The organism is Enterovibrio norvegicus, from assembly GCF_002876705.1.
GTDB lineage: Bacteria > Pseudomonadota > Gammaproteobacteria > Enterobacterales > Vibrionaceae > Enterovibrio > Enterovibrio norvegicus_B.
On sequence record NZ_MDAG01000046.1, the window covers coordinates 90152 to 114750 of the forward strand.

The 24599-nt window shown below is 48.6% G+C and carries 18 protein-coding genes and 1 riboswitch; of the genes, 8 read left to right on the top strand and 10 right to left on the bottom strand.

Annotated elements, in window-relative coordinates; translation table 11 throughout:
* Positions 1 to 167: 167 nt before the first annotated feature.
* The 10 genes from BCT27_RS18945 to leuA form a co-directional block, all read right to left on the bottom strand.
* Entirely contained in the window at positions 168 to 1169 is a 1002-nt protein-coding gene (locus BCT27_RS18945) for a GGDEF domain-containing protein (protein ID WP_017012146.1), read from the bottom strand.
* A gap of 93 nt (positions 1170 to 1262) precedes the next feature.
* Complete coding sequence (thiQ, locus tag BCT27_RS18950) at positions 1263 to 1952, bottom strand: thiamine ABC transporter ATP-binding protein (RefSeq protein ID WP_102396484.1); 690 nt, start codon at positions 1950 to 1952, stop codon at positions 1263 to 1265.
* Positions 1939 to 3537 (bottom strand): thiamine/thiamine pyrophosphate ABC transporter permease, encoded by a 1599-nt coding sequence (gene thiP, locus BCT27_RS18955; protein ID WP_017017733.1) that lies wholly within the window; start codon positions 3535 to 3537, stop codon positions 1939 to 1941. Before thiP ends, thiQ begins: the two co-directional genes overlap by 14 nt.
* A gap of 4 nt (positions 3538 to 3541) precedes the next feature.
* Positions 3542 to 4516 (bottom strand): thiamine ABC transporter substrate binding subunit, encoded by a 975-nt coding sequence (gene thiB, locus BCT27_RS18960; RefSeq protein ID WP_241908607.1) that lies wholly within the window; start codon positions 4514 to 4516, stop codon positions 3542 to 3544.
* Positions 4517 to 4582: 66 nt separating this feature from the next.
* Positions 4583 to 4692: riboswitch (TPP riboswitch) on the bottom strand.
* Between the two features lie 100 nt (positions 4693 to 4792).
* On the bottom strand, positions 4793 to 5599 hold the full coding sequence (locus tag BCT27_RS18965; RefSeq protein WP_102396486.1) for a DUF547 domain-containing protein: 807 nt from the start codon (positions 5597 to 5599) through the stop codon (positions 4793 to 4795).
* Positions 5600 to 5649: 50 nt separating this feature from the next.
* On the bottom strand, positions 5650 to 6390 hold the full coding sequence (locus BCT27_RS18970) for a DUF4344 domain-containing metallopeptidase (protein WP_102396487.1): 741 nt from the start codon (positions 6388 to 6390) through the stop codon (positions 5650 to 5652).
* A gap of 109 nt (positions 6391 to 6499) precedes the next feature.
* Positions 6500 to 7102 (bottom strand): 3-isopropylmalate dehydratase small subunit, encoded by a 603-nt coding sequence (gene leuD, locus BCT27_RS18975; protein WP_017012140.1) that lies wholly within the window; start codon positions 7100 to 7102, stop codon positions 6500 to 6502.
* Between the two features lie 9 nt (positions 7103 to 7111).
* On the bottom strand, positions 7112 to 8512 hold the full coding sequence (leuC, locus tag BCT27_RS18980; protein ID WP_102396488.1) for a 3-isopropylmalate dehydratase large subunit: 1401 nt from the start codon (positions 8510 to 8512) through the stop codon (positions 7112 to 7114).
* Between the two features lie 106 nt (positions 8513 to 8618).
* Entirely contained in the window at positions 8619 to 9707 is a 1089-nt protein-coding gene (gene leuB / locus BCT27_RS18985) for a 3-isopropylmalate dehydrogenase (RefSeq protein WP_102396489.1), read from the bottom strand.
* Positions 9708 to 9709: 2 nt separating this feature from the next.
* A complete protein-coding gene (gene leuA / locus BCT27_RS18990; RefSeq protein ID WP_017010456.1) occupies positions 9710 to 11266 on the bottom strand; it encodes a 2-isopropylmalate synthase in 1557 nt (518 codons plus the stop codon).
* A gap of 649 nt (positions 11267 to 11915) precedes the next feature.
* Between leuA and BCT27_RS18995 the strand changes: the two genes are divergently transcribed.
* From BCT27_RS18995 to ilvN, 8 genes are all read left to right on the top strand, one after another.
* On the top strand, positions 11916 to 13340 hold the full coding sequence (locus BCT27_RS18995; protein WP_102396490.1) for an efflux RND transporter periplasmic adaptor subunit: 1425 nt from the start codon (positions 11916 to 11918) through the stop codon (positions 13338 to 13340).
* Positions 13337 to 16441: an efflux RND transporter permease subunit gene (locus BCT27_RS19000; protein ID WP_102316272.1), complete on the top strand. Its 3105-nt coding sequence runs from the start codon at positions 13337 to 13339 to the stop codon at positions 16439 to 16441. Before BCT27_RS18995 ends, BCT27_RS19000 begins: the two co-directional genes overlap by 4 nt.
* A 239-nt stretch (positions 16442 to 16680) precedes the next feature.
* Positions 16681 to 17199, top strand: a complete 519-nt coding sequence (locus tag BCT27_RS19005) for a phosphatase PAP2 family protein (RefSeq protein WP_017011288.1) — start codon at positions 16681 to 16683, stop codon at positions 17197 to 17199.
* 23 nt (positions 17200 to 17222) lie between these two features.
* Positions 17223 to 18359, top strand: a complete 1137-nt coding sequence (locus BCT27_RS19010) for an MJ1255/VC2487 family glycosyltransferase (RefSeq protein ID WP_102396491.1) — start codon at positions 17223 to 17225, stop codon at positions 18357 to 18359.
* A 350-nt stretch (positions 18360 to 18709) separates the two neighbouring features.
* Entirely contained in the window at positions 18710 to 19657 is a 948-nt protein-coding gene (gene leuO, locus BCT27_RS19015) for a transcriptional regulator LeuO (protein WP_017011286.1), read from the top strand.
* A 294-nt stretch (positions 19658 to 19951) separates the two neighbouring features.
* A complete protein-coding gene (locus BCT27_RS19020) occupies positions 19952 to 21748 on the top strand; it encodes an AMP-dependent synthetase/ligase (protein ID WP_102316268.1) in 1797 nt (598 codons plus the stop codon).
* A 614-nt stretch (positions 21749 to 22362) separates the two neighbouring features.
* Complete coding sequence (locus BCT27_RS19025) at positions 22363 to 24081, top strand: acetolactate synthase 3 large subunit (protein ID WP_102316267.1); 1719 nt, start codon at positions 22363 to 22365, stop codon at positions 24079 to 24081.
* Positions 24081 to 24578, top strand: coding sequence for an acetolactate synthase small subunit (gene ilvN, locus BCT27_RS19030; RefSeq protein WP_017011283.1), 498 nt, complete (start codon positions 24081 to 24083; stop codon positions 24576 to 24578). Before BCT27_RS19025 ends, ilvN begins: the two co-directional genes overlap by 1 nt.
* The last annotated feature ends 21 nt before the right edge of the window (positions 24579 to 24599 follow it).

The window sequence follows — 24599 nt, forward strand, 5'->3', positions numbered from 1 at the left end:
AAACAACCCTGTCTAGATTCCCTGACGCTGATTATACGCAACTACACACGGGGATGAAATGACTAAATCAAACTATTGTCAATCCTTCACCGCTGTTTAAATTGCAAGCAACTTCTCAAAAAGAAACCGCCAATAGAGGCGGTTTCTTCAAATATGCGCGACTGAACCTAGAAAAGTTCGACGTCGTCTTCAGGGACCAGCGATTTTAGCTCTCCACTTGCAATCAAGTCTTCGTAAAACGCGACCTGATTACGTCCATTTTGTTTGGCTTTGTAGAGTGCTTGGTCTGCGAAGCCTAACACGGTAATCGCGTTGAGCTCTTGGTCGTTGATTGAGGCGGCACCCATCGAAATCGACACGTTTTTGGCTTGTCCATAATCGCGATTATTGACGGCATCGAAGAAGTTTCTGACCGTTGCCTCCATGTCCTCGCGAGATTGAGGGTGCATGATGGCAACAAATTCATCGCCGCCATAACGGAATAAGATGTCCTCATCATCAAAGTTTTGCTTCATCATTGCCGTAATGAGCAAGATAACTTCATCGCCAAACACATGACCGAGTGTGTCATTGATCTGCTTAAAGTGGTCGATGTCGAAAATACAGACCCAATGATGATGCGTTGGATCATCCGTAATGCTTGACCCTTGAATAAGAAAACGATCGAGGAGAAGGTCGATTTTTGTCGTCAGTACTTTTCGGTTGTAAAGGCCGGTTAACCCATCACGCTCGCTGGCGGAAATGATCTTTTGATAGTTTTCATAGATCTTTGCTAGCCCTTCGATGAGCTGTACTTCATCGCCTTTCACCTGATCACACTTGCAGAAAACCACCGCGTGAATGTCGTCTTTTTCACCAAAACGAATCGGCACGGCGAGCAAAGATTGGTTATCTGTTTTGCTGTATTCGACAACGTTGTCGCCAATGGCGACGCAGCTACGAAGGACGCGTTCAATGGCGTCTTTTTCTTCTTCAAAGAGAAAGATATCCGAGCATGCGACGACCATGAAGTCAGGATTTGTGTCAGGATTGTAGTCGAGAACCAAAACCTGATTGGCTGGCGTTAACTGCAAGATGGTCGTGATGAGGCTTTCGGAAATGGTATCTGACTCTGTCTGTGCTGTGATATCAACCACCGAGTCCAGCACATCAATACTGGTAACAGTCACAATCGCATCTCTCTTATGGGTTAAGTGTCTTAAAAATAAGTATAGATGCGGTTGTTTGATGCGCAATGTTTGTCAGGCAACCTCGTAAGATTATCAGTAAAGATAGGTTTTTATCTGGTCGGTAGGGTTGTCAAGTTCAGCAATATCAACGTGATAAGCGACAGTGCCTTTATCTATAAATAACACGTTATCCGCTATCGCTTTTGCATCTTCAGGATGATGCGTCACCATCAAAATTGTTGTGCCAAATTGCTTTGCCAGCACCTTCACTTGTTCGAGCATGTCACGTCGCAAAGACGGGTCTAATGCCGAGAATGGTTCATCCAAAAGCAGTAAAGGTCGATTGCGAACTAGGCATCGCGCTAACGCTATTCGTTGTTTTTGACCGCCGGACAATTGCCCCGGAAGACGCTCAAGGTAGCTTTCCAATCCGACGTTGCAGGCAGCCTGTTGAACGTGCTGTTTTTGTTCAGGACTCAGGTTTAAGCGCGGATCGATGCCTAAAGCGATGTTGTCGAATGCACTTAAATGCCCGAACAAATTGTGTTCCTGAAACAAGATCGACAATGGCCGTTCGTGGGCGGGCAGTTGCGTAAAGTTGAGATCATTAAACGCAACGTTCCCTCCACTTGGCGGCAGAAGGCCACAAAGCAAAGAAAGTAACGTACTTTTTCCTGCGCCGCTTGGGCCTAAAATCGCGGTAATAGAGCCAGGCTCAAGATCAAACGTAAACGACAACGATTCTGCCTGATAGTGATAAGACAGTGCGTTAACCTTGAGCATGGGCGTTCCTCGTGATGACTTTTTCAATGAGCGCGTAACTGCCAAGACTCACTGCAAATAAAATAAGTGATGCTGCTGCCGCTGCATCCATTTGATAGCTGCCCATCAAACGAAAGAGATATAAAGGTAAGGTCTCGAACCCTTGTCCACCCACCAACGCGACCGCACCAAGATCACCTGTTGATAAAACAAAGCTGATCGCCAGGGCCCGTGCAATAGGTGCTTTCAACGCTCGCCATTCAATCAAGCGCAAGCGGTTGATGCCTTTGATGCCGAGACTGCTGCACAAACCATGGTATTGCTGTGCAAGTTGGTAAGCAGGTTGGCTGAGCACTTTGACTACGTAGGGCAGTGCCATCAAGGTGTTCACCGCCAACACAAGCCAATACGCAGAACTGAACACATCGACATGTTCTCTGAGCATTAAAAAAAGCCCCGTGCTGAGTACAACGCTTGGTACAACGAGCACCAAAGAGGCTGTCATTTCAATGCCGTCCGCTTGAGAGCGCTTCCCGAAGAGTCGCCAATATCGGCTCGTCAACACGATGGTGGCACCGAGTGCAAAGGCACTGAGGGCTGAACTGCTGGCCAATAACAGGGAGTTTGCGGTGGCATGCCAAATCGCGGATTCCGTCAATATGGCAAGGGCGCTGGGATTTAACCCACTCAAGATAACCATTAACAAGGGCGGGATAACGAGTAACACGGCGGCGCAAATCCACACACCATCCCATACTTTCTCCGCGATGCTGTCTAAACGAGGAGGAAGAGAGATGTTGCTGTCTTTACCTTGTTGCGCGATAGGCTTCGTGAGTCTTTGAATGAGGATGTGGAAGAAACCACAAAGCAAAAGCTGCCACAGCGCCAATAACGCGCCTGTTTGTAAATCAAAATCAAAACGAATGGCCTGATAGATCGCCAGTTCAATCGTGGTTGCGCTTGGACCGCCACCTAACGCCATGACAGTCGCGAAGCTGGTGAAACACAGCATAAACACCAAGCCAATAGCGTGGGGGAGTTGCTGGCGCAAGTATGGCCATTCAAGCAAGGTGAATTGAGACCATCCACGCATTCCCAATTGCTGGGCAAGACGACGCTGATCGCTGGGAATTTGATCGAGTGCTTGAACCAGAAGTTGCACGGAAAAAGGCAGGTTGAAAAAAACGTGTGCCAGCAAAATGCCGGACAAACCGTAAATGTTGATGTCCCACGTCATGCCGATTGCAGGGAGTGCGTTGGCAAGCCATCCACTTTTCCCATAAATTGCAAGAATGCCAAACACGCCGACCAGCACGGGTAACACCAGTGTCATGGAGAACAGCTTTAACAGCAGCGTTTTACCAACGAAAGTGCGTCTCGATAACGCATGTGCGATGGGGATGGCGAGACCGACCGACAGCAAGGTAGAGAAGAATGCCTGCTTGAGACTAAACACGGTGACATGCTGCAAATACGGATCTTGCCACAGCGAGGCGATATTTAAGCTCGGTGCTTGAGACAGCAAAGAAAACAACGCGGCGCTAATGAGCACCGCGATTAACGATGCCGAGACAAGGCCCGGCCACGTTCTTGAAGGGGTTAGCACAGAATTACTTCACCAATGCGGATTGCCATTCACGGATCCAAGTGCGGCGGTTATCCGCGACGATCTCTGGCGTGAATTGCAGATTCTTTTGAGGAACAGACAGTGTATCGAAACCGTCTGGTAGGGCAACATTGGTCACTGGATACATCCAGTTGCCAGTAGGGATGGTGTTTTGGAAGCCATCACTTAAGACAAACTGCATGAACTCATCGGCGAGTGCTTGGTTTTCAGAGGCTTTTACTTTTGCCGCCACTTCAACCTGCATGTAGTGGCCTTCTTCAAAATTTGCGCTCGTAAAGTTTGGGTTTTCTTCCGCAATCAGGTGATAAGCCGGGGAGGTGGTGTATGAAAGCACCATGTCAGACTCGCCTTTCAGGAACATGTTGTACGCTTCTGACCAACCTTTGGTGACAGTCACTGTTTTCGTTGCCAGTTGCTGCCATGCATTGGAAACATCATCGCCATACACAGTTTTCATCCAAAACATCAAACCTTGTCCTGGCGTTGATGTGCGCGGATCTTGGTAAATCACAGAGATGTCATCGCGTGATTCCACCAATTCTTTTAGGCTCTTAGGCGGGTTCTTCAGCTTGGTTTTATCGTAAACAAAGGCGAAGTAGCCATAATCATAAGGAATAAAGGTGCTGTTGCCCCAGCCATCTGGTAATGATATCGCTTTGGTGTCAACGCTGTGAGGAGCCAGTAATCCGGTTTTCTCAGCTTCTGTCATCAAGTTAGTGTCTAACCCGAGTACAACATCGGCTTTGCTGTTTTTCCCTTCTAAACGCAAGCGGTTAAGAATGGTCACGCCATCATCCAATGCCACGAGATTCAAGGTGCAATCACATTGCGCTTCAAACGCTTTTTTGACGGAAGGACCAGGGCCCCAATCCGCAGCAAAAGAGTCGTAGGTGTATACGGTTAGGGTATCAGAAGGGTCTGCTAACACAGGACCTGCCATGGCCATAGTTAACATCATTGCAGAAACGCGAATTTTCATGGTTGCCTCACTTCATGTTCGGCGAGGCTTGAGGTGGGTTGATCCGAGTTCGGATCATCTCAATTCCTACGCCAGCATTATCTGGATCAGGTCTATGGGTTTAGCTTTCGCAATCTCAGCCAGTGCGAATTGCACATGCTCCCCACGAGATGTCAGACATTGTAAACCATGAAGATAGCGAGAGATACCCGCACCCGTCTAAGGTGCGGGATCTGTGGTTGATCATTGTGTTTCAACACATGAACAATCTAAAACCTAAGGCTGATTGAGAGACCAATCGTATTCGTATTTGATTTTTCCTGACCAACCTTCCAGCTTTTCACCGTCTCGGTACTTGTCAATCTCACGCAAGATCGCTTGCTCATCATCGCCAAAGTCTGAGCCATACCAATCGTAGATAGAGGAGAGTGTGAGCGTGCTTCCCTCTATACGCGCGCCTTTTTCACTGTTAGTAAAATGCGAGGCGGCACTGTCGAGCAGCACTTCTTTGTTTGTTGATGTGAACGCCTCTGAAGCGAGGTTAGGGCAACCAAAGCTGGCACAGTTTACGGCGTAATGAATGCGTGAATCATTCCAAATTGGCCTGAGTATTCGGTGTTCAATATCATTGAGCGTCAGTTTTTTCCCCGCGACGGTTGTAATGTCGTCATCCCAAGGGCCAAAGCTTAAAAAGCCACCAAGCTTAGTGATGGACTTAACGGGGTACTCATCAAGGATTAATTGAACGGTTAGCGCATTGTAAAGGTTCACCCAATATGCGAACTGCTCATCCAATGAATAGCTGCGGGGATCTTGCGATGTGATCGTTGCAATGTATTGATCAAGCACCGCTTTATCTGCTGTCGAGACGGCACTGTAATTGAACAGGTTGTGCTGGCCTTTTTCAACAAGGTAAGTGTCGAGAGTTTGCTGCCATGCTGTGTGCTCAATGGCATTGCTATTGTTTTGATCACTCTTGTCCCAGAATGACCAAAGTTCACTTTTTGGCGCGGCTACTGCCTGACTTGTGGCTAGAAGTAACGCCAGAATAATGGGCGCTTTGATTGGCCGTGGCTTATTCATATGATTCCCCAAAAATGCGTCTATTCATTAAGACCTTGTTTGATGGATTTTTATTTCTCTCCAGAATAGGAATGTATAATTCGAGACCAATTGCGTCGCTTTGCTTCGTATTCGTAAACGCAAAACGTATCTCTGTCCATGTCACGTAATTCATCGTTGAGGAGATCTGCGTATTTCTCTGGATTGCTGCCGTAAATGAGACAAAGTGAAGCTGCGTATCGTTGAGCATCAAGGCTGTGCTCACCCCAGAAATGGCTTTCAGTGAAAGCATCTGTATCTAGGTCTTCTAGAGCAAATAAGTCAGCTGCAACAAAGGCGGCATGATCATTATCGAATTCATCGAGCAGAATAATCGTTGCGAAGTTATCGACAGCATCTTCCTCTTTTCCAACAATGGGAATGTCCCAGCTGAAAATGTAGGCATGGCCATATTCATGCAGCAAGGTATGAAGTAAAGCGAATTGTGTTGCTTCATCAGCAGAGACATCCTCTAAAACGGGTTCTGCATTGCTATATCTTTGATGGATTTCTTCTAGAAAGAAGTAGGGAATCTGGATGGTGAGTGTTTGAGGGTCAAACAGTGGTCCATCATTACCTCCAAGTTGAAGCGTTAACTCATCATTGATCGGCAATGAGGTATTCGCAAAATCAACCAATTCTTTGGCCACCTCTTTTGATAGCGCTTGCCAATACTCGTCACCGGGCTCCTGTGGTGCGAGTACCTCGATTTCTGTGCGTGCCGAAAGGTTCTGAGACGTAAATAATATCAAGATAAAGATAAATAAGCGCATAGTTGGCCTTTAAGGAAATTGATCGGACAACGAGATAAGAATAGAAAAAAACCGGCGATGAGCGCCGGTTTTGAATTTGTTTCTGTTGATACGAGAGCGACTGTCGCGCTTACGCCAAGAAAGATGGAATCTTCGCTTCGTATTCGGCGATCTTATCGCTGTGTTGCAGCGTCAGGCCAATGCTGTCCAAGCCCTCTAGCAAGCAATGGCGGCGGAATGCATCGATTTCAAACGAGTACGATTTGTCGCCAGCAGTGACTGTTTGTGCTTCAAGATCGAGTGAGATCTCCGCGCCTTCGTTGTTTGCGACAAACGCGAACAGCTCATCCACTTCCGCTTCTGTTAGCTGAACAGGCACCATCTGGTTGTTGATGGAGTTACCGTAAAAGATGTCAGCAAAGCTCGGTGCGATCATCACTTGGAAACCAAAGTCTGCCAATGCCCACGGTGCGTGTTCACGGGAAGAGCCACAGCCAAAGTTTTCGCGAGCAAGCAGCACGCTTGCGCCTTTGTAGCGTGGTTGGTTTAGCACGAACTCAGGGTTATCCTGCTGTCCTGCTTCGTCCAGAAAACGCCAATCGTGGAAAAGGTGCTTACCAAATCCGGTGCGATTTACTTTCTGCAAAAATTGCTTCGGGATGATGGCATCAGTATCGACGTTTGCTGCGTCCAGCGGTGCCACCAAACCGGTATGTTGTTTAATTCCTGACATGGTGATTCCTTATAAGCTGTTAACGTCAACAAAGTGGCCAGCAACTGCGGCTGCCGCAGCCATTGCAGGGCTCACCAAGTGCGTACGACCTTCACGGCCCTGACGGCCTTCGAAGTTACGGTTACTGGTTGATGCGCAGCGTTCTTTTGGACCTAAGCGGTCGTTGTTCATTGCCAAGCACATAGAACAACCCGGCAGACGCCATTCAAAGCCTGCGTCAACGAAGATCTTATCCAGACCTTCTGCTTCTGCTTGTGCTTTTACTTGCTCAGAGCCCGGTACGACCAAGGCTTGAACGCCTGCTGCCACTTTACGGCCTTTTGCGATGGCCGCCGCAGCACGCATGTCTTCAATGCGTGAGTTGGTGCAAGAACCAATAAAGACTTTGTCGATGTTGATGTCAGTGATTTTCTGGCCTGCTTCAATGCCCATGTATTTCAGCGCACGCTCAGCAGAGTGACGCTCGATCGGATCACTGAAGCTTTCAGGGGCTGGAACTACACCGTTAATGCCAACAACCTGACCTGGGTTTGTGCCCCAAGTGACTTGGTTGCTGATGTCAGCCGCTTCTAGCGTCACGATCGCATCAAATGTTGCGTCGTCATCGGTTTTCAGTGTTTTCCAGTAAGCGACGGCGGCATCCCAATCCGCACCAGTTGGCGAGAATTTACGGCCTTGCAGGTAATCGAAGGTGGTCTGGTCTGGTGCAACCAAGCCCGCTTTCGCACCCAGTTCGATAGCCATGTTACACACCGTCATGCGGCCTTCCATGGTCAAATCTTCAATCGCTTGACCGCAGAATTCCACCACATAGCCCGTACCGCCGGCGTGACCCACTTTACCAATGATGGCAAGCACGATGTCTTTTGCTGTCACGCCTTCCGCGACGTTGCCTTTGACCTCGATTTTCATGGTCTTGGCAGTGCCTTGCTTCAGGGTTTGCGTCGCAAGAACGTGCTCAACTTCAGACGTACCAATGCCGAACGCCAATGCACCAAATGCGCCGTGAGTGGCGGTGTGTGAATCACCACAAACAATCGTGTTACCTGGCAAGGTAATGCCCAGTTCAGGGCCCATGACGTGAACGATACCTTGGTATGGGTGGTTCAAATCGTAAAGGGTAACGCCAAACTCTTCACAGTTCTTCGCCAGCGTTTCCATTTGGATTTTTGCCATCTCGCCAGACGCGTTGATGTCTTTGGTTTGCGTGGAAACGTTGTGATCCATGGTCGCGAAGGTTTTCGATACCTGACGTACAGGACGCCCTTTTTCGCGTAAGCCATCAAAGGCTTGAGGAGAGGTCACTTCGTGCACCAAGTGGCGATCGATATACAACAAAGGCGTTTCGCCTTCTGCTGCTACCACCACATGGGCGTCGTAGACTTTTTCGTATAATGTTTTTGCCGACATTGCCTAATCCTTTTTCTCGTCGCCAATCGAATTCACACGGCGTTGGTTCTCTTAGGGCCTAGCTGTGAATCCGATGACGTAGAGCTATCATGATCCGTATAATTTTTTATGCTTCGCTGACATAGGCGGCGATCTTATCACCCATTTCTGACGTGGTCAGTGGGGTGCTGTCACCTGCAAGGTCTGCGGTTAGCTCGCCTGCTTCGAGTGCTTTGCTTACTGCATCTTCGATAGCACGCGCCGCATCTTCTTCGCCCAAGCTATAACGAAGCATCAGTGCGGCAGACAAGATCTGCGCCACTGGGTTAGCAATGTTTTTACCTGCGATATCTGGCGCTGAACCACCTGCAGGTTCATACATACCGAACTTGCTGTCGTTCAGGCTGGCAGAAGGCAGCATGCCCATTGAGCCTGTGATCATCGCGCACTCATCAGAAATGATGTCGCCGAAGATGTTTGAACACAGCATGACGTCAAACTGCGAAGGGTCTTTGATCAGCTGCATGGTCGCGTTATCGATGTAGATGTGTGAAAGCTCAACATCGGCATAATCTTTGGCGACTTCCTCTACCACTTCACGCCACAAGATAGAGCTTTGAAGAACGTTCGCTTTATCGACAGACATGACTTTCTTGCGGCGAAGGCGCGCAGATTCAAACGCGATACGTGCAATACGTTCGATTTCGTAACGGTGGTAAACCTCGGTATCAAACGCTCTCTCTTCAGGGCCAGAGCCTTCACGGCCTTTTGGTTGACCGAAGTAAATGCCGCCGGTGAGTTCGCGTACAACGACGATGTCGAAGCCGCGCTCAGAAATGTCAGCACGCAATGGTGAGAACGCTTCAAGACCTGCATGAATTTGGGCAGGGCGAAGGTTACAAAATAGCTGGAAGTGCTTACGCAAAGGCAGCAGTGCGCCGCGCTCTGGTTGCTCGTTCGGCGGCAGGTTTTCCCATTTTGGGCCGCCTACTGAACCAAACAGCACCGCATCAGAATTTTCACAGCCTTTTAAGGTTGCATCTGGTAGTGATGAGCCATGGTTATCAATGGCAATGCCGCCCACATCGAACTCTTCTTTTTCGAATTGGATATCGAATTTTTTAGAAACCGCATCCAGCACCTTGTGTGCTTGCTGCATGACTTCAGGGCCAATTCCGTCGCCTGGTAGAACGGCAATTTTGTACGTACCTGCCATGGTTACACTGTCTCCGTTTTTAACGTTGCTTGTTCTTTGATTTGAGCGATGCGGTTAGCGCGATAAATGCTGTTGATGACGTGTAGCAACGCTTGTCCCGACGCTTCAATGATATCTGTCGACACGCCAGTACCGTGGTACTTGCGGCCTTTGTAGTTTGCGATGATGTCAGCTTGACCCAGACCATCTTCCCCTTCGCCTTTTGCGGTTAGGTCGAATTTGTCCAGCACGATGTCATAACCTGTTATGCGGTAAATGGCTTGATACAAAGAATCAACGGGGCCATTACCAATGGCGGCATCACTGACTTCTTCATCGCCACACTGCAAGCTGATGGTGGCGGTCGCTTTCACACTGCCGCTTTGTACGCTTAGGTACTTCAACTTATAGAAGTCATCTTCTTCTTGCAGGTTATTGAAGAACATCAAGGCTTCCAAGTCATAATCGAAAACTTGGCCTTTTCGGTCGGCCAACTTCAAAAATGATTGGTACAGGCTGTCCAAATCATAATCTGTGTCGCTGTAGCCCATGGTGTCCATGTGGTTCTTCACCGCAGCACGGCCAGAGCGGCTGGTTAGGTTCAAGGCTTTTTGACCAAGACCTATCGACTGGGGTGTCATGATTTCATAGGTGTTCTTGTTTTTGATCATGCCATCTTGGTGAATACCAGAGCTGTGGCTGAATGCATTCGTGCCCACAATCGCTTTGTTCGATTGAATTGGCATGTTGCAAAGCTGGCTGACCATTTTGCTGGTGCGGCTGATTTCGGAATGATTAATGCCAGTATCCACACCCAGCAACTCGCTGCGGGTTTTGATGATCATGGCAATTTCTTCCAGCGCACAGTTACCCGCACGCTCACCAATACCGTTAATGGTGCCTTCGATTTGACGCGCACCGGCTTGCACGGCTGCAATGGAGTTAGCAACTGACATACCTAAGTCATCGTGACAGTGAACCGAAATCACGGCTTTATCGATGTTAGGAACACGGTTGAACAGGGTTTCGATGATACCGCCAAACTCACCCGGTACGGTGTAGCCTACAGTGTCAGGGATATTCACCGTGGTTGCGCCCGCTTTAATGGCTTCTTCAACCATGCGGCACAAGTTATCGATGGGCGTTCGGCCAGCATCTTCACACGAGAATTCCACGTCATCGGTATAACGACGCGCACGCTTCACTGCGTTAACACCCATTTCAACCACTTGGTCGTAGCTGCGGCGTAATTTGTCTTGAACGTGAATGGTCGATGTCGACAGGAAGGTATGGATACGGAAAGCTTCTGCCACCTTCAATGACTCAGCGGCAACATCAATGTCTTTATTGACGGCGCGAGACAAACCACAAATGCGGCTGTTCTTGACGGTTTTCGCGATGGTTTGAACAGATTCAAAATCACCTGGGCTTGAAACCGGAAAACCCGCTTCAATCACGTCCACACCCAAACGCTCGAGTGCGAGTGCAATCTGCAGCTTCTCTTTCACAGTAAGGCTGGCAGACAGCGCTTGTTCGCCGTCACGTAAGGTGGTGTCAAATATGATGACTCGGTCTTTCATGGTCGTTCCCTCTCTTGCCCGTTTTTGGGTTAATACTCCGCACCGCTGCAGGCCAAACGAAAAAACCCGCGCTCTCGGCGCGGGTTTCGTAAGTCTTGGTGAATGCTATTTTCAGTCCATGACTACCCGCGCGAAAAATTCACGAGAAGGAGTAGGTCTAGGAGGAAAATGCGTTTCATCATTTTTACAGTTCTCTAAAAGGCTCTGCACAAACAAATACCAAACTGTTTACTATTACGTCAATATTAAATTAGAAAATAACAAGAAAGCGTTATTCATTGTGTTAACTGTGGTGCAAAACACTGCTTTTTGTGTTGAGAGTTGGTTTTATTCACTAACTAGAGTTTTGGGCGAATGTTGAACTTTCTCAGCACTGAAAGCGGATTAACGGTATGTAGCTGCTATGACTAACAAAGAAGAGCGCATGACTTACAAAGAAGTGAACGTGATGTCGTGAAGTATCAGGAGCATTGTTCAGTTCGGCTTGTCACAATTTGATTATCTAGGAATGCAATGTTTTGTAAATTGAGAGAAAAGGTGGATGTTCCAACGTAGTATTTGTCATTAAATACACTTTTCGTGCCTAAAGCATGAGCGGTTATGCGTTCAACGGCATAAAACACCTTGTTAGATATGGAGGTCTCCCACGATGACACTGCGCCGAAAGCTGCTTTTCTTCCCTGTTCTTGCGATTGGCATTCTGGTGTTGGTGGTGGCGATTAAAACCCGCCCAGACATTCCTGTGAAACCTGCGCAATCAAAAGCGCGACCGGTTGACGTTCTCACCTTGTCGCAGCAAACCATTTCTCCTGTGGTGACTGGGTTTGGGCGGGTGACGCCAAAACTCACCTGGCAAGCCATTGCGGAAGTGAATGGCAAGGTGATTTACCGTAACCCTGCACTAGAAAAAGGCAGCATTTTGCCTGCGGGCACCGAGTTGCTTCGCATCGATCCGACCGATTATCAACTCGCCGTCGCCCAAGCGCAGGCCGATGTGAGCGCCAAACAAGCGCGATTAGCCAAGTTGGATTTGGACAGTAGCAACCTAAAAACCACGCTGAACATTGAAAAACGTCGTTTAGCCTTGAGCAAAGACGAGTTAACACGAAAGAAAAATCTTCGCCAAAAAGGCCTTACATCGCAATCGGATTTAGACACCGAACAGCAAGCGTACTTGTCGCAACAAACCCGCGTACAAGATTTAGAAAGCCAACTGAAAGTGCTGCCCGACGAGCGCCTGATTACCGAAGCAGAGTTGGATGCAAGCCAATTGGCACTCACGCAAGCGGAGCGCGATCTGGAAAAAACCCATGTCGTGTTGCCTGTTAACAGCCGCATTGCTGAAGTGAACATAGAAAAAGATCAGTTTGTCACGCCGCAGCAAATCATGTTGGTAGCGCACGGGTTGGAAGCCGTAGAAGTTGATGCACAAGTGTCGATTCATGACATGCAAACTCTGTTTGATTCTCTCAATGCGGCTTCAAGCCAAAGCCAAAGTGGCAATCAAAGTGACGCGCAATCCGCAGCGAATGGGCACTTGGCGAGATTGACCGCCAATGTTGCCCTGTCCAGTGGTAGCTTCAATCAAACATGGTCAGCCAACGTGGCACGATTGAGTGATACGGTGAACTTGAACCAGGCAACGGTCGGCGTGATCCTCGAAATTCCTCTTAACCTTTCATCGTCACAATCCGATGTTGCAACGCCAAACCCATTGGCCGCACTGCCCTCGTTAGTGAATGGCATGTTTGTTCAAGCCACGATCGAAGGGCAGCCGGTGGCGCATTGGGTGATCCCAGAGCAAGCGCTGCGTGGCGACAAGGTGTATTTGATGGAAGAAGGCGTGCTGACCGTTGAGCCTGTCGATGTGTTATTCCGTCACGACGATTTGGTCGCGATCGCGGGTGATCTCAAAGACGGTCAGCAATTGGTAGTGAACGATCTGCTGCCTGCTGTGCCGGGCATGGCTTTACGCACCTTTACGCTTGATGGGGAGCGCGTGGTCGCTGACGATGATCAAGCTACCAATGACAGTGCCGAAAGCGAAAACGCAGCGAATGAGGACGCATCATGATCCGCTATTTCGCGCGGCATCCCACCGCGGCCAATCTGCTGATGCTTGCGTTGATCTTAATTGGCTTAACCTCATTGCCTAAGCTCAAGCGCGAAACCTTCCCCGAGTTTGCTCCACCCTTTATTCTCGCCAATGTCGTTTATCCCGGCGCGAGCCCTGAGCAAGTAGAACAAAACATTTGCTTGCTGATGGAAGAAGCCGTTGATGGTCTGTCGAATATCGAAGAAACACGCTGTGAAGCCCTAGAAGGTTCAGCCTCTTTGGTGGTGAAACTCGATAAAACCGCCGATATTTCTCGCATGCTGGTGGACATTCAAACGCAGATCAATGCCGTGAACAATTTCCCTAGCGACATTGAACCGCCAGTTGTCCGTGAGCTTGATTGGAATGAACCTGTTGTGGATGTCGCGATTGCTGCAGACACCGACTGGGTGGGATTAAAAGCCTACGCAGAGTCACTCAAACAGACTTTAAAGCAAGACTATGACGTGCCCTTGGTCAGCGTCGCAGGCTTTTCTGATCGTCAAATCCGCGTAGAAGTAAAAGAAAGTGCCGTGCGTCAGCTTGGTTTGAGCGTGTCAGACATTGCTGAGCAAATCAGCGCCCAAAACATCAACTTGCCGAGTGGGAACGTTGAACTTGCTGACAAAAGCTTGCTGATTCGTTTTGATGAAAGGCGCATTACCGCGGGCACCTTAGGGCGCGTGGTGGTGGCGGCAGATAGCCAAGGTGGTGTGATCCGATTGCAGGACATCGCCACGCTGACTGAACGCTTTGAGTTAGATGAGCAACAAGTGTGGTTTGATGGAAAACCGTCTGCGCTGCTCAAAATCAGCAAAAACAAAGCCGACGATGCCCTGCGGATCAAAGCGCGGGTCGAGCAGTTTGTTAACGATCAGCAAGCCATTGCACCAAACGGCGTCACCTTAAACCTCACCAATGATTTTTCGTCACTGCTTTGGGATCGCCTCACCATGATGGTACGCAATGCCTGGCAGGGCGTACTGTTGGTGTTCGGTGTCATGTGGATGTTTTTCTCATTCAGATACTCCTTCTGGGTTGCAGCGGGTTTACCCGTGGCTTTCTTGGGCGGTTTCTTCTTGATGGCGCAGTTGGGCTTATCGATAAACATCATGTCGCTGGTGGGGCTGTTGATGGCCATCGGTATCATGATGGATGATGCCATTGTGATATCGGAATCCATCGCCGCACACATCGATCGGGGACAGAAGCTTGAAGATGCCGTGGTCAATGGCGTGAAGAAAGTGATGCCCGGGGTGGTTTCTTCCTACCTCACCACCGTATGTATTTTCGGTAGCTTGATCTTCCTTCAAGGGGAGATGGGGGCCGTGCTTCGCGTCGTGCCCATGGTGCTTATCTTGGTGCTGACCTTGAGCTTGGTAGAAGCCTTCCTGATATTGCCGCATCACCTTCAGCATTCGTTATCCAATGCTGGCAATCCAAAACCCGATTTGGCGTTTAAGCGTCGCTTCTTGGCGGCATTTGAACGCTTTCGTGCCGGCACGCTCGCCACGTTAGTCACACGTGTTGTTGAATGGCGGTATGCCTTCGTTGGTGGCGTGATGGCGATGTTGTTGATCTCGTTTGCGCTTCTTGCGTCAGGTTCTGTCCGGTTTGTGGGTTTCCCTGAGCTGGATGGCGACATCGTGGAAGCGCGCATCATTTTGCCGCCGGGCTCGTCACTGTCGCAGACCGAAAAGGTGGTCGACTCCTTAGTGGCCTCCGCGGTGCGCGTTGGCGATAGTATGAGTGAAGACAACGGCGAGAGTGAGCCTTTGATTTCGCACATTACGCAGCAATTTAATGCCAATGCCGATGCGGACGAAAGTGGGCCGCATATCGCGACCGTGCGATTGGATTTGCTGAGTGCTGAAATTCGAAACACCTTGATTGATGACTTTGCCATTGCGTGGGAACAAGACATTGGCGTGTTGACCGAGCCGATTTCCTTGGTGATCAAACAGCCAGCCATGGGGCCGGGTGGACGAGACTTCGATATTCGATTGCAACACGACAACTTGGATGAACTGAAGCAAGCGTCTGTTGAGATCCAGCAATTCATCGCCCAGTTTGAAGGCGTGTCCGGCGTGCTTGATGACATGCGCCCCGGCAAAGAAGAAGTCAAAATTACATTGCGTCCTGGCGCAGAAGCCTTTGGCATTAATGGCCAAATGATCGCGCGACAGCTTCGCTCTGCGTATTTCGGACAAACCGCCGATGAAATTCAGGTTGGCCCAGAAAGCATCGAAATTGATGTCAGACTGGATAAAGGAGATGCGAGTAGCCTGCAAGGCCTGGCGAATTTCCCGATAGTGCTGGGGGATGGTAGCCAAGTGCCACTATCGACCGTGGCTGAACTGAACTATCAACGTAACTATGTGCGCATTCAACGCATTGATGGCCTGCGCACATTGAGTGTGTATGGCGATGTCATACAAAGTCAGGTCAGCATTGGCGATGTACTTGCACAGTTAAAAGTGGATGTAGTGCCTGAACTTGAAAAGCAGTACCCAGGGCTGAGAGTGCTGTTTGAGGGGCAAAGCCAAGACACGGCAGAAACGCAGCAATCGATGGCAGTAGGGTTTGCGATGGGGCTGTTCGGGATCTTCGTGATTTTGAGCTACCAATTCCGCAGCTACTTAGAGCCATTTGTTGTTTTGCTGGCGATCCCACTGGCGCTGATCGGCGTGATCTGGGGGCATTGGATCCTTGGTCACCCATTGAGTATGCCAAGCATGCTCGGTTTTGTGTCGCTCGCGGGCATCGTGGTCAATGATTCCATCTTGCTGGTGCAATACATTCGCCATCACCTTGATGAAGGCGAAGACATTTACGATGCGGTGGTTCGTGCCAGTCAGGAACGTTTCCGCGCCGTGTTCTTAACCTCGCTGACTACTGCAGCTGGTCTGTTACCGCTGATGTTGGAAACCAGCCTCCAAGCCCAAGTGGTTAAACCGTTGGTGATTTCCATCGTGTTCGGTATTTTCGCCTCTACCATGCTCGTGCTGTTTATGATCCCCGCCGCTTACGCGATCTTGGCGGATTTCGGCAAAGTGAAACGACACGCGCGCTTGGTTTAGAAAGCCTGGGTGAGGTTAGAGGGGCGAGAGGCGAGATTTGAGTCTCGAGTTTCGAGAATAGAGATAAGAGCTAGGCTTTTTTCTCTTTTCTCTTTTCTCTTTTCTCTTTTCTCTTTTCTCTATTCTCGCACCTCGTCTCTCGATCTTAAATTTCATCAAGACGTCTGCAAAGCGTCACAGGACTGTCATTCCTCCCTTCTACGCTGACTTTGTAACATCAATAAATGTGGAGTTGATGCATGCGAAGTCTTGGCACGATTCAACGGGTTGATCAGGCAGTATCAACCCTATGTTTAAGTCACCGATTCAGCCCATCAGTGGCCCGCGTATCGCGTTGGGTCTCAAAGAGTGGGGATGGACATTTCTATCTCGCGATTGGTCTCTTACTCGCCTGCAGTGGCGGCGAGAACGGCCTTACCTTTTTACTCTGTGGGTTGTTGGCGTTTGCCATCGAGTTACCCATCTATATCTCTTTGAAGCGTTGTTTTCGCCGAGCGAGACCCACGCACCTGCCTGCCTTTGTTACCCCTTCTGATCTCTACAGCATGCCCTCTGGGCACACCGCAGCAGCCTTTCTTATGGCGATGCTGCTGAGCCATTTCTACCCTGAGATGGAAACACTTTATTGGAGTTGGGCGGCAGCGATCGGTTTGTCGCGTGTGTTGTTAGGTGTGCACTTCATTACTGATGTATTGGCTGGTGCAGCACTCGGTATTGGGGTGGCGAGTTACGCGCTGACCTTTTCGTTTCCACTTTGAATGCAACAAAAGAGAGTGAATAAATGAAGATCCTTTATGGTGTTCAAGGCACGGGTAATGGACATATATCTCGTGCGCGTGCGATGGCAGCCGCGTTTGCAAAAATCCCCAATGTGAAGGTGCAGTATTTGTTTTCAGGTCGGCCTGAAGCGAATTACTTCGACATGGCGGTGTTTGGTGATTACCTCGCCAGGCGTGGGCTGACCTTTGTAAGCCATGAGGGAAAAGTGGATTTGCTCAAAACGGCACAGAGCAACAACGTCTGGCAGTTTTTGCTCGATGTGCGACAACTTGATGTGTCGGCCTACGATCTCGTGATCTCTGATTTTGAGCCGGTTTCCGCCCATGCTGCAAAACGCCAAGGCGTGCCGTCTTTGTCGATCAGTCATCAGTCTGCATTTACCTACGATGTGCCAATCTACGGGCAAGGTCTGTTCGATAAGTTTGTCATGCGCCATTTCGCGCCAACAGAGCGTAAAATCGGTTTGCACTGGTATCACTTCAATCAGCCGATCCTACCGCCGATCATTGACTTACCTGATGTCGAATCGTCCCATTCAGGCCCGATTTTGACGTATTTACCGTTTGAAAAATTAGAGAACGTGGTTGCTACGCTGCAACATTTCTCCCACTCCTTTATCTGTTTCCACCCTGAGTGCAAATCGGCAAACCGACAAGGTAACGTGGATGTTCGGCCATTGAGTAAATACGAATTTCATGAGGCATTGATGCAGTGTGATGGTGTGATTGCTAATGGTGGTTTTGAACTGCCGTCAGAAGTGTTGTCACTGGGTAAAAAATTACTATTAAAGCCGCTAAGCGGGCAGTTCGAGCAGCAAAGTAACGTTGCCACCTTGGATATGCTTGGCTTAGCCAGTGCGATGAATACCTTGGATATTGATGTGATTCGCCGATGGCTAACGAAAACAGACAGCAGTAACGTCGTGTATCCCGATGTGGCGAGCGCGTTAGCAAAATGGCTTGCTGAAGGTGATATGGAAACATTGCCCGCACTTAGAGAACACCTTTGGTCTCAAGTCATCTTTCCTGAACATGTCACCGATTTATTGTCAGATTTTTGGCCAAGTCAGCAACGAAAACGCGCCATGTTCAGTCTGCAACTGTCTGCGATTGCAAATAAAAAAGCACGGCAATATTGATTAAACGAATAGATGTGCAACATGTCATTATGGCTCATTTTTTAGATCTAACCATTTGTTATTGAATGTTTTTGTGTGGGTGTTTTTAGGTTTTTTAGTGGGTCATATACACAAGGTTTTATAACGATTTACTGGGGTCGTATCATCAACGTATGTTACTAAATTGGAGTCTTGGTCAACTGTTGTTCAGTTTGCGAATTTATACTGCACGTTCATCAAGGTAACGAGTGATTGACGTTTATTTGAAGCACTGTCTTGCCGCGACATTGAACACAACTTCTTCGGCAAGAAGTTGCACGCAAACGAACGGATAGAACGTTTTACACTTTGCTACTCCTCAAGGTTTAGATATGACACAAAAAGAGTTGGTAAACACTTCGGACAACCGTACAGATACAACACTGCGTAGTGTGGATCTGAATCTCATCACTGTGTTTGACGCTGTGATGCAAGAGCAAAACATTACTCGCGCAGCACAAAATTTAGGTATGTCACAGCCAGCGGTAAGTAACGCGGTATCACGTCTTAAAGTGATGTTTAACGATGAACTTTTCGTGCGAAATGGCCGTGGTATCAAACCAACACAACGTGCACGCCAACTGTTCGGTCCTATTCGCCAAGCGATTCAATTGATCAAAAACGAATTGCCGACGTCCGTATTTTTACCTGAGACAAGTGTACGCACCTTCAAGCTGGCCATTTGCAGCCCGTCAGACATGCGTTTTGCACCACAAATCTTGAACACCATCAGCGCAATTGCGCCGAACGTGCAAGTGCAAGTTGAAACTGAATTTGATCGTGATGTGGCGCGTAAGCTGCGTTATCAAGAAATCGACTTCGTGATTGATTACATGCACTTTGGCGAAGCGGGCTTCAGCAGTACTGAAATGTTCAATGATGAGCTGGTGGTGGTGGCAAACCAATCCCACCCTCGCTTGGGCGGTACGATTACCTCGAAAGAGCTGCAAAGTGAATCTCACGCTGTGTTGAAGCGTAACGGTGAGATGCAAGGGTATGCCGAAGCGTTATACCGCGACGGTCGTTACCGCGAAGCTTACCAAGGCGTAAGCTTGAGCAACATTCTTTACGTTGTGAGCCAATCAGAATTGATTGCGGTCGCACCACGTTGGATGATCGAAACCGGTCACCATCGCGATAACCTTAAAATGTTGCCGCTGCCACAAGACAATAATCGCATCAGCGGTTACTTAAGCTGGCATGCATCTGCTGAAAAAGACAAAGGCCACCTCTGGATGCGTGACCAATTGTTGTCGATTTGTGGCAACTCTTTAGCGTAACGTTTACGCACGTATTAAAAAGCCAGCACACGCTGGCTTTTTTTGTATCTGGCGTTTTTTACAGATATAGATTGTTACACTTTTCCATGATTTGAGAGAACAGGTGTACTCTGAAATGAACGCTGTTCAGCAGAACAATCGTTCGCTTTTTAGGCATTATTAAGCGGCTTTTGCTTGTATTTACGAGGTGAAGCATTACACTGCCTGAAAGTTTGAGCTAACACTTGTAAGCTCATTTTAAGCGAACCCCCACTTTGCATTCTTGGGGCGATTGATGTGCTGAGAGAGAATTGAATGGCGCTGAAGTTTCATATCGTGAACCGTATCCGTGAGCAAGTTATCGCTCAAGGTGAAAAGACCGCACTCCGTTTCCAGACCGAAAAGGGCTGGGGCGACATTAGCTGGCGTCAGTTTGGCGTAGATATTGATGCGATCTCCCGTGCTCTGCTTGTATCAGGGCTAGCGGTTCAGGACAGAGTGGGTATCTTTGCGAATAACTGTGCAGAGTGGACCATTGCAGATATGGGTGCACTACAAATCCGTTGTGTACCTGTGCCTATTTACCCGACAAACACCCCAGGCCAAACCGCTTACATCCTAAAAGATGCAGGCGCGCGTATTTTGTTTGTGGGCGACCAAACCCATGCTGACGCGGCAATGTCGATTGCAGAACAATGCCCTGCGCTTGAGCACATCATTAGCTTCAACGAGAACGTTGATTTTGCAGGTCACCCAATGGGAATGAACTGGAAAGCGTTCATCGCCTTGGGCAATGACAATGTTGAGCAGGAAATGCAGACTCGCATTTCTGATGCGTCAATGGATGATCTAACGACCTTAATTTACACCTCTGGCACCACGGGCGAGCCAAAGGGCGTAATGTTGGATTACGCAAACTTTGCCGCGCAGCTTGAAAGTCACGATCAAGTGCTTTCTATTAGCGAAAACGAAGTGTCATTGGCGTTTTTGCCACTGTCACACGTGTTTGAACGCTGCTGGACGCTGTTTGTACTGCACAACGGTGCGACCAACTGTTACTTATCGAACACCCATGCGGTGCGTGAAGCGCTGCAAGAAGTGAAGCCTACCGTCATGTGTGCGGTTCCACGTTTCTACGAGAAAATTTACAGCGCCGTACACGAGAAAGTGGCGTCGGCGAGTCCTGTAAAAAAAGGCATGTTCCGCGCCGCAGTGGCGATCGGCAACAAGATGTCTGAAACCTTACAGCAAGGCAAAAAGCCATCAGCCATGCTTCAAGCAAGCTACAAAATGGCGGACAAACTGGTATTGAGCAAACTGCGTCAATTACTGGGTGGCCAGATTAAAATGATGCCGTGTGGCGGTGCGAAACTTGAGCCTGCAATTGGCCGTTTCTTCCATGCCATCGGTATTAACGTCAAACTGGGTTACGGTATGACCGAAACCACCGCGACCGTATCGTGCTGGGACAGCGCAACGTTCGACCCAGATTCAATCGGTCTTGCGATGCCAAGTGCACAGGTAAAGATTGGTCAAAATAACGAAATTCTTGTGCGTGGCCCAATGGTAATGCGCGGCTATTTCAACAAGCCAAAAGAAACGGAAGAAACCTTCACCGAAGACGGCTTCCTAAAAACTGGCGATGCGGGACACATTGATGCAGCAGGTAACCTGTTCATTACCGACCGTATTAAAGAACTGATGAAAACCTCTGGCGGTAAATACATCGCACCACAGGTTATCGAAGGTAAGCTAGGTAAAGATCACTTCATTGAGCAAATTGCCGTGGTTGCAGATGCACGCCACTTCGTGTCTGCCTTGGTAGTGCCTTGCTTCGAATCGTTGGAAGGTTGGGCGAAAGAGCTAAACATCAAATATCACGACCGTATGGAATTGATAAAACACAGTGACGTGGTCGAGATGTTTGAAGCGCGCATTGCCGAGCTACAAAAAGAGTTAGCGAAATTTGAACAAGTGAAAAAATTCACCTTGTTGCCGAGCGAGTTCTCCATGGCGCATGGCGAGCTAACGCCAACGCTGAAATTACGCCGTAAAGTGATTCTGGAACGCTATAAAAAGCAAATTGAATCAATGTATAAGAAGCATTCTTGACCGATATTACGACGCTGATTTCAGCAACGTACACAACAGAACGCAGAGGTTTTTACCTCTGCGTTTTTTTATGTTTTGGGTTTGATGAAACATAAATTAACGCGTGGCATGAAGTGATATCAGCAGGCTGTTTGTGAGGTTTCTTATGTGTCTCAAAGATGATATCCAAATCTAGAAATTTCACTTTCCTCCCAATCTAGCCAGATTTTCGTCCCAACACAGCAAAAAAAGCCCTTTCAGTACGCTGTATTTTCACTTCTGATAAACAGTAAATCTCGCTTAGCTTTTCTTTTGTAGTTTTTGATTCTGCACTGGCGGGGCTTTGTAGAGTCTTTGGTGACGAAAACGTAATCAGATAGAGTTTTCATGTAAATATTGGTTATCCAATAGACAGATTTGCTAACAAAGCGTTAAAGTTGGGGTTGCTTGGATGGCCTCAAAACACCGCTTTTGGGCGAGTTTTATTAGAGGATTCAAGCAGTGCTGTTTTGATTCTTGTTACGACCGGAATCAAAGGCATAGCTGGCATGGATGGCAGCAGTTAAGACGTCACGTTGGCATCCATCACTAGGCTACAAATAAGTCCTAATACTATGCATACATGGAGGCATATAGTGGAAATGTTATCAGGAGCCGACATGGTCGTTCGTTCAATGATCGATCAGGGCGTAAAACATATATTTGGGTATCCGGGCGGTTCAGTGTTGGATATCTATGATGCACTGCATGAGAAAAGTGATATCGAGCACGTGCTCGTTCGTCATGAGCAAGCAGCGGTTCACATGGCAGATGGTTATGCCCGTGCGACCGGCGAAGTGGGCGTGGTACTGGTGACATCAGGGCCAGGCGCAACCAACGCCATTACAGGTATTGCTACCGCGTATTATGATTCCGTTCCTATGGTGGTGCTGTCTGGTCAGGTGATGAGTAACCTGATTGGTAACGATGCATTCCAAGAATGTGACATGGTGGGTGTTTCACGTCCTATCGTCAAACACAGCTATTTAGTGAAAAACGCGGAAGACATTCCGAAAATCATCAAAAAAGCCTTTTATCTCGCATCGACAGGCCGTCCAGGTCCTGTGGTTGTTGACCTGCCAAAAGACATGCTGAATCCAGCCAATCTTTTCCCGTATGAGTACCCAGATAGCATATCTATGCGTTCTTATAACCCAACAACCACGGGTCACAAAGGACAAATCAAGCGTGGCTTAAAAGCCCTGCTTGAGGCGAAGAAACCGGTACTTTATGTGGGTGGTGGTGCCATCATCTCTGAGTGTGGCGAGCAAATTAAAACGCTGGCAGACACCTTAAATATTCCTGTTATCAGTACATTGATGGGCTTAGGCGCTTATCCGAGTACGGGTGACAAATCGCTGGGTATGCTTGGCATGCACGGCACGTACGAAGCCAACATGACAATGCACAATTCCGACCTTATCTTTGGTATCGGTGTGCGTTTTGATGACCGAACCACCAATAACGTCGAAAAATACTGTCCGAATGCCAAGATCATGCATATCGACATTGATCCATCCAGTATTTCGAAAACCGTCTCGGTGGACATCCCGATCGTTGGCTCTGCAGACGCAGTACTTAACACCATGCTGAAGATCCTTGTTGAGCAAGGTGGCACGAACGATGCTGCAGCGCTTGAAGCATGGTGGAGCAACATCAACGTGTGGCGTGATCGCAAGTGCCTGTCGTACGAAACCAATAACGAGCGTATTAAACCGCAACAGGCTGTTGAAGCCGTCTACAAGCTGACTAATGGTGATGCCTACGTGGCATCCGATGTGGGTCAGCACCAGATGTTTGCAGCGCTGTATTACCCGTTTGACAAGCCACGTCGCTGGATCAACTCCGGTGGCCTTGGCACCATGGGCTTCGGCTTACCAGCAGCCATGGGGGTGAAATTCGCACTGCCGGATGCTGAAGTGATTTGTGTCACCGGTGATGGCAGTATCCAGATGAACATTCAGGAGCTGTCGACCGCATTGCAATACGACATTCCCGTTAAAATTATCAACCTCAATAACCGTTTCCTCGGTATGGTGAAGCAGTGGCAAGACATGATTTATCAAGGTCGTCACTCACAATCGTACATGGATTCAGTGCCTGATTTCGCTGCGATTGCAGAAGCCTATGGTCACGTGGGCATTCGCATCAATGACCCTGCTGAGCTTGAAAGTGAGCTGGCACGTGGTTTGGCGATGAAAGACAAATTGGTCTTCTTTGATATCAGCGTTGATGAAACCGAGCATGTATATCCAATGCTGGTTCGAGGCGGTGCGATGAACGAAATGTGGTTGAGTAAGACGGAGAGAACATAATGCGCAGTATTTTATCGGTTTTAATGGAGAACGAACCAGGCGCATTGTCCCGTGTTGTGGGTTTGTTTTCTCAGCGCGGTTATAACATCGAATCACTGACGGTATCGCCGACAGATGATCCAACGCTGTCTCGCCTTAATATCACCACGACCGTGGTAAGAGATTCTGAGCGTGAGCAAATTGAAAAGCACCTTCATAAGCTGATCGACGTATTGAAAGTCAGCAATGTGTCGGAGTCAGACCACATTGAACGTGAGCTGGCGATGGTCAAAGTGAAGGCGTCTGGTTTTGCACGTGCAGAGGTGAAGCGTACTGCTGATATCTTCCGTGGACAGATCGTCGATGTCACCAACTCGCTGTATACCGTTCAGTTAGCGGGCACGAGTGAAAAGATTGATGCCTTCATCTCTGCGATGAAAGACGTCACAGACATCATTGAAGTCGCACGAAGCGGTGTTGTGGGTATTGCTCGTGGTGAACGTGCCTTACGTCAGTAAGCGTATCGTCACTGCTTGATA